Genomic DNA, 234 nt, shown 5'->3' on the forward strand with positions numbered 1-234 from the left:
ATCGGCACATCGATCGGCGTAAAGACATATCCCTTCACATACGGCTTGACCAATTGATAGGAAAGGGAATGGGTAGTAAATAATACAGGCGCATCGTCCACGATCATCTGTTCGGCCTGTTGGTACATTTCAATCCGTTTGGTTACATCCTGTTCCACACCTGCTTTGTCGAGCAGCGCATCCAACGTTGGGTTGGAATAATTGCCTGTATTTTGCGCGGAGCCGCTGTGGAAA

At 48.3% G+C, this 234-nt stretch carries 1 pseudogene; it reads right to left on the reverse strand.

Annotated elements, in window-relative coordinates:
• Positions 1-234: pseudogene (locus SAZ04_RS23060) on the reverse strand (ABC transporter substrate-binding protein); the annotation flags it as partial.

The organism is Halalkalibacter lacteus (assembly GCF_036663595.1).
GTDB lineage: Bacteria > Bacillota > Bacilli > Bacillales > Bacillaceae_D > Halalkalibacter > Halalkalibacter lacteus.